This window comes from Nanhaiella sioensis (genome assembly GCF_046557775.1).
Classification (GTDB): Bacteria; Bacillota; Bacilli; order Bacillales; family SM2101; genus Nanhaiella; species Nanhaiella sioensis.
This window is the reverse complement of sequence record NZ_JBKAEG010000001.1, coordinates 1,465,845-1,477,412: the sequence shown is the minus strand read 5'-3', so window position 1 is coordinate 1,477,412 and position 11,568 is coordinate 1,465,845. Positions and strand designations below refer to the sequence as shown.

Here is an 11,568-nt window from a genome sequence, read left to right as displayed (position 1 = left end):
TTCTGCCCTTTTTGTATGTGGTAATTTTCTAGGATAAATGATAATGGTTATTTCTTCATGTTATCTGCAAAAATTTTCATTGATTTACACATGAATTTTGCTAAGCCTTCACCGTATTTGTCAATATTCTTTGTGAACCGATCATCATTAACATACAATTGCCCTAATCCTTTAAATGCCTCAGGAGAATAATTTCCTATCTTATTCAAAAGATCATACCATTCTTTAATTGCTTCTTGTGCTACTTGTGATTCAGGTGAACGATCTCGAAGTAATGCAAGTTTCATACACACTGAGTCCCACTCTTTGGAAAAATGCTCCCTTTCATCTTTAGACATATTTGTTATACCAGTGTTTACTGTATCTACAGCTTGATCTCCCCACCGTTTACGTGCTTCCTCCTCGTAGGGATTATGACTAAAATCAAAGCCTTCGAATTTTTCTTTATTCGTCATGTGAATTTCTCCTTTCATATGCTTGATTGTTTTATTAATCGTTGTAATCATGTTATCTAGTCGACGTCGCTTTTCTATTAACATTTGTTGGTGAAGTTCTAACGCTTCACGCCGGTTAAATGAAGGGCTATTAATAACCTCTTTAATTTTTTTTAAAGGGAAGCCAAGCTCTCTAAAAAAGAGGATTTGTTGTAATGTTTCAAGATTATCATCGGTATATAGCCGATAACCAGCTTCAGTCACTTTAGCTGGTTTTAGCAGTCCAATTTCATCATAATGGTGTAGTGTGCGCACACTTATACCTACCAAATCTGCAACTTCTTTAACTTTCTTTGACATGGTTATAACCTCCCTTCAACTTTTACTATAAAGTATAACGTAACGTTAGAGTCAATATGGAAAGGGAGTTTTTCATAAATTGTTGTTTTCGTACAAAAAATACCACGAATACCATAGCTTTTGTGGTATTTTTCTTATATAAAACGATGACTGTTACGAAAGTTTCTAGTTTAGGAGCAATAGCAACAAAGATTACGAAAAGGCCTAAAAAAGAGATATGAGAAGAAATAAGGATGGATGTAGAAAATTTTAAGGGATCTTTTACTTTTTTAAAACGATGGAGGTAAAATAGCTTACAACTTTGTTGGATTTTACAAATTTTCAGCGACAAACAAAGTTATATTACTATTTTATAGAAGGAAAGCTACTACGAAATAGTGGTGATTAAGTATTTTTTCTTATACCAGATCAACCTTCGATCAGAAAATAAAAAAGACCGCAAGTTGTTAACTTAACGGTCTTAATCGATTGTGCATTCGTTTTTATGAATGTCTAACTATACCGTATTGGCTTAATTTTACCTATGGAATAGTCTTAGGTGTTGAAAAATTTGGTATTTTCTTAGTTATGCTTGTTCAATAGTTTCGTTAGCCCATTCTTCAACATTCCAAACTTTTGTTACCCAATCCTCATAGAAGTCAGGTTCGTGACACACTAGGAGAACCGTTCCTTTGTAAGCTTTTAACGCTCGTTTTAGCTCTTCTTTGGCAACGACGTCTAGGTGATTTGTTGGCTCATCGAACAGTAACCAGTTACTTTCATTCATGAGTAACTTACATAGACGTACCTTTGCTTGTTCTCCACCACTTAATTGATTAAGAGGTCTTGAAATATGCTCGTTTTTTAAGCCGCAACGTGCAAGTACTGCTCTCACCTGGTGCTGGTCTAACTGTGGAAACTCATTCCAAACATCGTCAATAGGTGTAATACTTTCTACTTTTACTTCTTGCTCAAAATAAGATGGATAGAGAAAATCTCCACGCATAGCTGATCCACTTAATGGATTGATCGTCCCTAGTATCGTTTTTAATAGCGTAGACTTTCCAACTCCGTTACATCCAACGATGGCAATCTTTTCTCCTCGCTCGATCGTCATTGTTAACTTAGGTAATAGTGGATTTGTATAGCCTATTTCAAGGTCTTTTCCTTCAAAGACAAAACGACTACTTCCACGTGATTCTTTAAATTCGAATGTTGGTTTCATCGCCATTTCAGGGCGATCAATCCTCTCCATCCGATCTAATTGTTTTTGGCGACTTTTTGCTCGTCCAGTAGTTGAATATCGTGCTTTATTTTTTGCAATAAAATCTTCTTGTTTTTTAATATGCTCTTGTTGCTTTTCATATGCTTGAAGGTGTTGGTTTTTATTGATGTCCGCCATTTCTAGGAATTTTTCGTAGTTTGCGGTATACCTTGTTAACTTTGAAAATTCGAGATGAAATATGACATTTACAACCCTATTCATAAATTCTGTATCATGTGAAATTAACATAAAGGCGTGAGGGTATTCTTTTAAATAATGGCTAAGCCAGTTTATATGCTCAACATCTAAAAAGTTAGTCGGCTCATCTAGTAATAGTACTTTCGGTTGCTCTAATAATAGTTTAGCAAGTAATACTTTTGTGCGTTGCCCCCCACTTAGTGTGGCAACATCTCGTTCTAAACCAATGGCATCTAGGCCAAGTCCACGAGCTGCCTCATCAACTTTCAGATCAAGTGAATAAAACCCTCCAGCATCAAGCTGATCTTGAATATCTCCCATTTTTTCTAGTAAGACTTCTAATTCCTCTGGAGAGGCTGTAGCCATTTGAGCTGTTATTTCATTCAACTGTTTTTCTTGTTCAAAAAGTGGTAAGAAAGCATCATTTAACACGTCTTTTATTGTTTTTCCAGGAGTTAACACTGTATGTTGATCAAGGTAGCCATATTCAACATTCGGTGTCCATTCCACTCTACCGGTATCATGGATTAATTGTCCGGTAATTATATTCATTAACGTCGACTTACCTACACCGTTTGCCCCGACTAGCCCCACATGTTCTCCAGCTAATAGTCGTAGAGAAACATCTTTAAAAAGCGTACGATCTCCAAAACTATGACTTAAGTCGTCAATTGCTAATAAACTCATTGATTTATTCCTCCAATATATATCTTAAAGAATTACCTCGACTCATAATACTAAATAGGAGTCTAGATTGCTATTGTTTTCAATTGTAAATAAACAGCCTAATTATATAGGTTTTTTTCTGTAGTTTCTTCTGTCAATCATAACATATAGAATGAAGAAGCAGTATCGTGGATATATTCCAATTTTATCTCGATGATATTCTAGGACAAAGTACACTAATTGGTGGGAAACCACTCTAAAAAAGACAGATTATTTTTTTGTGATGAAGCTTGGTTTCGCATTCATTGTTACTTTTAATAATAGGTTGTTTTCGTGGCATCTTTGCTACTTTTACAATGATTGAGTTCTCATAAAACTCATCATATTGTCAAAGTTTAGTAGAAGTAGCAACAAAGTTAAGTTTCTAGATCCCGTCAGAATGAAGAAGGATTTTCAATACACCGAATTAATGTATAAAAATATATGTTATCAATAATTAAAGAAATGGTCTGTCACTCATATTACAGCATGTAAGTAGTTGATTCTTTATAATAAACGCTAAGCTGAGTAAAAGATAATAAAATTACAAGCAATATAATGAAGTACTTGTGTAGATACTAAGGTGTTCGGTCAAGAGATAAAAAATTGTCATGATTTTCACAACAGATTTTTTATTACTGATAGATTAGGTAAACTACATAAAATAATTTCTTCAATAAACATAAAAATGAGTCTGAATGATTGATATGAACACCAAGTCAAAGCCTAAGAGCAATCTACCTCTAATCGTAGTCATAGTGAAAAGTTGACAATTAAATGTTTTTTGTTATTTATTCTAGTAGCATAAGTGTTCGTAAACTAATAAAATATATAAAAACAGGATAAATATGGATTGGGGGTATAAATATTAAATAATAAAATTATCTAGAAAACCAATAAAGTCACATATTAATATGTTAAAGACAATAAAGCGTAGGTAATTGAAATGAGTATATTGTGGTCAAATATTTATACTAAGGGTATGGAAATTTTATGATAGATAATAGATTAGAATATGACATAAACAGTTTTCAGTCAGAAAAACAAATGAAAGAATTACTGCGTTCTTGCTTTGGAGATGATGAACAGTCAAAGGAGTATTTCTTAAGAGGGTTCAAGAGTACCATGAAAATATGTTCCATCTCTGTTTTATATAATAAGAATTTAGTAGGGATGGCAGTAGCTTGGAAATCGGTATTCCATCCATACTGTACGTACATCTCTATAGCTGCTAAGCCATTATATATTGTTGACTTGCATAAATTACTTGAACAACTTCAGTACTATTGTGACGATATGCTTCCTTTACAAACATCAATTTGGGAAACCTCGCTTAAGCTTAAGAATTTCTATGAATCAACGGGTTTCAGAGAAGTTAGAAGAACCTATAACAGTTTATTAGATCTTTCATCAGTAGCTGATTTGTCAGTGATTGTAAACGAATTACAGCTTAAACATGTTGAATACTCGGTAGTGAGCCTTTCGGATATTAGCTGTAACAACGAACTTAAAGAAGAAATTGTTATGCTTATAAAAAAGACGTATGAATCAACACATACTATCAACCCATTAGGTGTTCATGACTTAAATAAATGGGAACAATTAATATATAACGAGGACACCTTTTTAGAAGGTAGTTATATTATAGTATATAAAAGTAATGTATTGGCATTTTCGCTTTTACACTATTCAGATGATATGAATAAACTTGAATTTGGCTGGCGTGGAACAAAGAATGGTATAGATGAAAACTTAATTTTACTACTGACGGCTCATCAAATTAACTTCGCAAAAACTAGAGCATATAAAGCAATTGAAGCTGAAATCGATAATACTGATCCATATTCCGTAGCAATGGCAAGTTTTTTTCCGTTTTCACCTTCGCCGACGCTCATAACATTTCAAAGGTAATTGGAGGATACCTAATGTATTATAAAATTTTTAACGAAATTGTTTCTATTATGCAGCATGATTATTCAGGGTGTGTTGATAAACGAGGATGGGATCATCCAAATAATTACCTTTCTAAGGTTAAGAGTCTAGAGGAGGACAGTTCTTTAAATCCACAACAATTTGTTGAAATTGCTAAAGACTATTTAATTGATTTTAAAGACCATCATATAAAATTTCGATTATTAAATAGCAGCGAAGGAAAAAGGTATGAAAGCGGTTTTAAAGTTAGGAGATATAATGATTTTTTGTACATCACTTCAGTTGGTAAAGAAACAAGTATAGAAAAAGGACAAAGAATTATTTCAATCGACAATATATCAATTCCTAAATTAGCAAAAATACACGAAAGAAATTTAAAATCACCCAATCCAGAAAGACAGGACTGGAACGCAGTAATAAATCAATATGAATATTGCGAGCTAATCGATCATGAAGGAGTGAAAAAAACTGTTGGACTAACAAAATATGAGCAAACTTCTTATATTCCAACATATACGATTGAAAAGCTACAACACCGTACATTATTGATGACTATTACTGATTTTGATAACCCAGAGGCGATCACCAACTTAATTAATGAGCATGCGGAAGAAATAGCAAATAGTGAAAATCTATTAATTGACGTAAGAGTAAACCATGGTGGGAGTGATACTTCCTTTTATTCATTACTTCCGTACATTTTTGAAGATAGGGTTATTAACCTTTTTGATGAAAGTGAAGATGACATGTATTTTCATTGTACTGACCGTAATTATCGTCTTTGTATCGATAGCATCAATAACTCTATAAAAATGACAAAAGATCCAATTGCGTTGAAATCTCTTACGGTTTTACGTGATGAATGGGAAAAACATCAAGGGAAAGGGGTCGTTAAGTTTGATTTCAGTGATTTAAAGCAATTAGCCATCTTTTCAGGTTCAAAATCCCCAAATAAAATTATTATACTTACAGATGTATATTGTGGAAGTTCAGGTGACTCTTTTGTTGAACTATGTAAAAAGTCTTCAAAGGTCACAGTAATCGGCAGACCTACAGCAGGTGTAAATGATTACTCTAGCCTCGCAGTTATGAAATGGAATAATTTATTCGAACTATGGTATCCAACTACTAGGTTAACTAGAATTGATCAAGGTAGGGGGATGTCAGGTGTAGGCATTAAGCCTGATGTTTATATTCCTTGGACACCGTTACATATTGTTGAAGATATAGATTTAAAAGAAGCACAAAAGATTTTAATGAAGTCAAGCGTTCATTAAAATGGAATGAAAGCTTGATCTGGTTTACGACTATTACAAAACAATTATTGATCCTTAGAGTTCATTTAATAATAACAACTTATATTCATAATATAGTCATTGTTATTCATTAAGACGCTTTTATATTAAAAAGCGTCTTTGTTTATGTGGTCCATATCAAGCCAGTTCGGGACAAATGAAATTATACTTTGGCCTTATACATCATATATGGTCGCTATGAAGCTATGAGCTTTTACATCAATAATGGAATCAGTAGAATTATCTATGTTGGTAACATAGATAAATACCATACAACCATCTCCTAAATGATTCATTTTTTATATCGTAATCAATTGTTGAGAAGTGAGCATTATTTTTACATACTGAAGTCTATGAAAATATAATTTAAATTACATATTAAATGTGTAAAATAATAACATATTAGAGCTGTAAAATTCCATAAAACATACTAATAATAAAGGATTTATTAATTTATATCTAGTAATGTTAGTAAAGGCTATTAGTTTAACAACAATAAAAACAGATTTTGTGACTATGCATTTTTAAGAAAAGGGTGAATGGGTTATGGAAGCAAAAGTTTTAGTTGTAGAGGATGATCTATCAATTAGTGAAATGGTTGAAGAATATTTGACAAAAGAAGGGTATTTGATAACGACTGCTTATGATGGAAGGGAAGCTGAAAGAATACTAATAAATAACGAATTTGATTTGATTTTATTAGACATTATGCTTCCACAACTTAATGGTATAGATTTATTAAAGTTAATCAGAGAAAAAAGTACGATCCCAATTTTAATCATGTCAGCTAAGGACAGTGATGTTGATAAAGCATTAGGTTTAGGTTTTGGTGCAGATGACTATATTGCAAAGCCATTTTCAATGATAGAGTTGTCCGCTCGTGTTCAAGCAGCAATAAGGCGCGCTAAACAATATTCGCAAAATAGGGAAACTAATGAAGCGAAGATAGTGAAATATAATGGACTTAAAGTTGACCTTAATAATTTTTCAGTTAGTAAGGATGGGAAGGAAATTAAGCTAACTTCAAAAGAATTTCATATTTTAAAGTTATTTATTTCACATCCGAATAGAGTTTTTACTAAAGAACAGATTTATCAATTGATATGGGATGATGGTTATCTTGGAGATGAGAATATCATTAATGTACATATGAGAAGGTTGCGAGAAAAAATTGAAGAGAACCCTTCTTCGCCTATTTATATTAAAACTTTATGGGGCATTGGCTATAAGTTAGGGGACGTTTGAAATGACTTTTTTCTTGCTTATGGTAATAGGTCTATTAACAATTGTTATTTTCGTACAATATAAATCGATGCGTAATCGAGATAATGATATAACGTATATCTATAAGAAGCTAAGCAACGTTATTACACAAGATTCTAGTGAAAAGTTATTACTTGTCACAAGTCATAATGAGCTACAAATGCTGTTAATTGAAATCAATCGGCTATTGAATAAGAATCAACAAGTGATTTCTGATTTCACTAAATTAGAAATATCAATGAAGAAAATGCTTTCAAATATTTCTCACGACTTAAAAACACCATTGACTGTCGTGTTAGGTTATATTGAAACGATCATTCAAAATCCAAATATAAGCATGGAAGAAAGAAATAGATTATTAACGAAAATACATAACAAAACGATTGAAGTATCTGAACTCATTAATAAATTTTTCGATTTAGCAAAGCTGGAGTCAGGGGATAAAGAAATAGCTTTGACTAGAGTGAATATGAATGAGATTTGTAAAAAAAACATATTGAGCTTTTATGATATTTTAACAGCAGAAGGTTTCGAAGTTGTTATAGATATACCTGAAAATACGATTTTTTCACTAGCAAATGAAGAAGCTCTTGATAGAATATTAAACAATTTAATTTCGAATGCGATTCAATATGGGAGCGATGGAAAGACAATTGGAATTAACTTATCGAACGATCCTGAGTACGTATACGTAGAAGTTTGGGATAAAGGGAAAGGGATTCACGAATTGCATAAAGACCTAGTATTTGAACGGTTGTTTACCCTTGACGATTCAAGAAATAAACAGTTTCAAGGGAGTGGACTTGGACTTACAATTACGAAGAGACTGATTGAAGAATTATCAGGGGAAATAACTTTACATAGTATTCCACATGAAAAAACAAGTTTTTGCTTTAAATTAAACAGATTAACATTATGATCGCAATCTTAAGATTTTTGTAAGAAATAAGAGATAAAAAAGAAAATTATGATGGGTATGATATGACATAGAAGCTTTAAGAAAGGGGAATGAACATGACTTTTATTTTGAAAACTAACCAGTTGACTAAAGTAATAGAAGGTAAAGAAATAATTTCTAATGTAAACATGAAAGTAAAAAAAGGTGAAATTTATGGTTTTTTAGGGCCTAATGGGGCTGGTAAAACAACAATTATGAAGATGATAACAAATTTATTTAAGCCAACGAGTGGTGAAATAGAGATCTTTGGTGAGAAATTAACGAACACATCTTACGAAATTTTAAAGAGATTGGGAAGTATTATTGAGTATCCCATTTTTTATGAAAAGCTTACAGCAAAGGAGAATTTGGAGTTGCACTGTGAGTATATGGGATATCACGATAAAAGTTCTATAAATCATGCGTTGCAACTTGTAAATTTAAAAAATGTAGACGACAAATTGGTTAAACATTTTTCGCTAGGTATGAAACAAAGGCTTGGGATAGCACGAGCGATTATTACAAAACCGGAGTTATTAATCTTAGATGAACCGATAAATGGACTTGATCCTGTTGGTATAAAGGAGCTAAGAGATTTATTCAAAATGTTAAGCAAGGAGTACGGTATTACGTTACTCATTTCGAGTCATATATTAGGAGAAATTGAACAAATTGCTGATACAATTGGCATCATTAAGGACGGAAAATTAATTGAGGAGCTTTCAATGGATAATGTTAGACAATTAAATACTGAGTTTATCGAAATGATAGTAACAGATTGTAAAAGGGCTGTTTTTGTTTTAGAACATACGCTTAGCATATCCAATTTTAAGATAATCGATGAAAAATGTATAAGAATTTATGATTCAAAAATTTCGCAAAGTGAAATTTCCAAAGCGCTAATTTTAAAAGATGTCGCCATTGAATCTATTACAAAGAAAAACAATACACTAGAGGAATATTTCTTAAAAATGATTAATGAGGATGGGAAGATTGCTTAAACTGAATGAGGTAAGAACTGAGGAAGAATAAAGGTATAACGATGAGAGGTGGATATGATGCTAAATTTAATGAAATTAGAATTAAAGAAACATAATTTTAAAGGAATTATGAGAGGAGTAATTATAGCGAATATTTCAATAACACTTTTTTTTGCTATGATTTATTATATAGAAAAAGACAACTTTATCCCAGATTATAATGAGCTATTTTTAATAATTGATACGTTTGTTAGAATTACCTTTGTAATCTTTGCTGCAGTTCTTATTGCTAAATTAATTATTGATGAATATAAAAATAAAACAATTTCTGTCCTATTTACTTATCCTATTAACAGAAAAAAATTGATATTTTCGAAGCTGATCATGATTAGCGGATTTACTTTTTTTACAATATTGTTATCTAATATAATTATAGCTACTATTTTTATTATACTTGAGTCATATAATCATTATATCCCAGATATTTTGACGACGGATTTAATTGTAAATCAGTTTAGTAGAATGGCGCTTCAAGCCGTTGCAGCTTCAGGCATTTGCTTAATTCCGCTTTATTTTGGTATGAAGAAAAAATCAGTACCAGCAACGATTGTTTCCTCCATAATAATTATTTCAATACTTAATTCAAATAATGGTGGCTTTTCCTTAAGTTCCATTATCATCATACCATTGGCTCTATGTGCTATAGGGGTAGGGGTTGCTTACGTATCGATAAGAAATATAGAAAATGAAGATGTTTTGTAATGGCTGTTTTCACATTGATTGTTGCTTTTCGTATTAAAAAATAAATACGTATAACCCAAGCATTCGTGATATCTTTGCTCATGTAGCATGAGTTCAATGCATAAATTTATTTTAATGATGGTTTTCTTTTATTTTCCATTATTGTCATATCATTGGCTCTGTGTGCTATAGGAGTAGTGGTTGCTTATGTATCTATGAGAAATATAGAAAATGAGGATGTGTTGTAGTGGTTGTTTTCGTATTGATTGTTGCTTTTCGAACTAAGAAATAAATACATATAAACAAAGCATTTGTGGCAAATCTTTGCTCATGTCACTTGAGTTCAATGCATGGATTTAGTTGTTGCTGTCCTAAATTAGTCTCAATAGCAACAAATAGACAAGGGTTCCCTGATATTAAGTGCTTAAGTTTACTTGAACGTTCAATATTAGTCTGTATTGGGTAATCCCTTAGTAGGAAAGATCCATCTTCTAAGCCTCAGGTCTTAGCAACAATTAGAGCTCAAGAGCGTTAATGGTAACGGGAATCTCCAGTATGATAAATATTAGCTAACTAAAAGGGGGAAATTTTCAATGAGGAAAATTACACTTGTAGGTATTGTAATCGGTACGTTATTAATTGCTGCATTTGGGTTTAGTATGACAACCGGGGGAACTACTCAGAGAGAAGAAACAATTGAGATAAAAAAAGATCAAGCGAAAGAACTAGATGTTAATCTTTCCTTTGGAGTAGGTGATATACATGTATCTGAAGGGGCAAATGAATGGGTTGAAGGAAATATAGCATACAAAGATAAAAATTTAAAACCTGATGTATCATATGATGTGAGAAGAGAGACTGGGAAGGTAGAAATTACCCAAAACCGTAAAAATTCCTTTTTCGATCTTAATTTTGATATTCCTGGTAAAGGTAGCTTTAAAAATAATTGGGATTTAAAATTATCGGATGAGGTTCCAATAGACCTTAACGTTGATGCTGGGGTATCCGATACTGAATTAGATTTACGTGGTTTGTTGTTAAGTAATTTAGAGATTGATACTGGTGTTGGTGATATGACATTAGATTTAAGAGGTGATTGGGAAAAGAGCTTTGATGTCCGTATTAACGCTGGTATAGGGAGTACAACAATTCTGCTTCCTAATGAAGTGGGAGTAAGGGTTCATTCAGAAAAGGGGATCGGATCTGCTAATTTCAAAGGACTGATTTCTGATGGTAACGGAATCTATGTAAATGATGCCTTTGAAAATGCTGATGTGATAATAGATATTGATACAGATGTCGGTATTGGTGAAATTACATTTGAAGTAAAATAATGTAGCGTCATATATATTGAATATTAAAAATATTTAGAATTATATTGAATTAACACTTCTCTCTGAACGGTGTAAATATCGTTTAGAGAGTGATTTTGACCTAGTAATCCTTAGAAGGTCCTTTTCGTAGGGATGGGAGTGTAGAG

9 protein-coding genes are annotated in these 11,568 nt (G+C 32.2%); 7 read left to right on the top strand and 2 right to left on the bottom strand.

Features of this window, described 5'->3' with window-relative positions; genetic code table 11:
- Positions 1 to 47: 47 nt before the first annotated feature.
- Positions 48 to 794: a MerR family transcriptional regulator gene (locus V1503_RS06820; RefSeq protein ID WP_410625783.1), complete on the bottom strand. Its 747-nt coding sequence runs from the start codon at positions 792 to 794 to the stop codon at positions 48 to 50.
- A gap of 565 nt (positions 795 to 1,359) precedes the next feature.
- Positions 1,360 to 2,922 (bottom strand): ABC-F family ATP-binding cassette domain-containing protein, encoded by a 1,563-nt coding sequence (locus V1503_RS06815; RefSeq protein WP_410625781.1) that lies wholly within the window; start codon positions 2,920 to 2,922, stop codon positions 1,360 to 1,362.
- 1,011 nt (positions 2,923 to 3,933) lie between these two features.
- Here V1503_RS06815 and V1503_RS06810 point away from each other — a divergent pair.
- The 7 genes from V1503_RS06810 to V1503_RS06780 all read left to right on the top strand — a co-directional run bounded on the left by V1503_RS06810 (position 3,934) and on the right by V1503_RS06780 (position 11,422).
- Positions 3,934 to 4,851 carry a hypothetical protein gene (locus tag V1503_RS06810; protein ID WP_410625779.1) on the top strand — a complete coding sequence of 306 codons (918 nt, stop codon included), beginning with the start codon at positions 3,934 to 3,936 and terminating at the stop codon, positions 4,849 to 4,851.
- 14 nt (positions 4,852 to 4,865) lie between these two features.
- Positions 4,866 to 6,149, top strand: coding sequence for a S41 family peptidase (locus V1503_RS06805; RefSeq protein WP_410625777.1), 1,284 nt, complete (start codon positions 4,866 to 4,868; stop codon positions 6,147 to 6,149).
- Positions 6,150 to 6,713: 564 nt separating this feature from the next.
- Positions 6,714 to 7,412, top strand: a complete 699-nt coding sequence (locus V1503_RS06800; RefSeq protein ID WP_410625775.1) for a response regulator transcription factor — start codon at positions 6,714 to 6,716, stop codon at positions 7,410 to 7,412.
- A gap of 1 nt (position 7,413) precedes the next feature.
- Positions 7,414 to 8,349 carry a sensor histidine kinase gene (locus V1503_RS06795; RefSeq protein ID WP_410625773.1) on the top strand — a complete coding sequence of 312 codons (936 nt, stop codon included), beginning with the start codon at positions 7,414 to 7,416 and terminating at the stop codon, positions 8,347 to 8,349.
- 95 nt (positions 8,350 to 8,444) lie between these two features.
- Positions 8,445 to 9,368 carry an ABC transporter ATP-binding protein gene (locus V1503_RS06790; RefSeq protein WP_410625771.1) on the top strand — a complete coding sequence of 308 codons (924 nt, stop codon included), beginning with the start codon at positions 8,445 to 8,447 and terminating at the stop codon, positions 9,366 to 9,368.
- Positions 9,369 to 9,425: 57 nt separating this feature from the next.
- Positions 9,426 to 10,109: an ABC transporter permease gene (locus tag V1503_RS06785; RefSeq protein ID WP_410625769.1), complete on the top strand. Its 684-nt coding sequence runs from the start codon at positions 9,426 to 9,428 to the stop codon at positions 10,107 to 10,109.
- A 572-nt stretch (positions 10,110 to 10,681) separates the two neighbouring features.
- Positions 10,682 to 11,422, top strand: coding sequence for a toast rack family protein (locus V1503_RS06780; RefSeq protein WP_214480541.1), 741 nt, complete (start codon positions 10,682 to 10,684; stop codon positions 11,420 to 11,422).
- Positions 11,423 to 11,568: the final 146 nt, after the last annotated feature.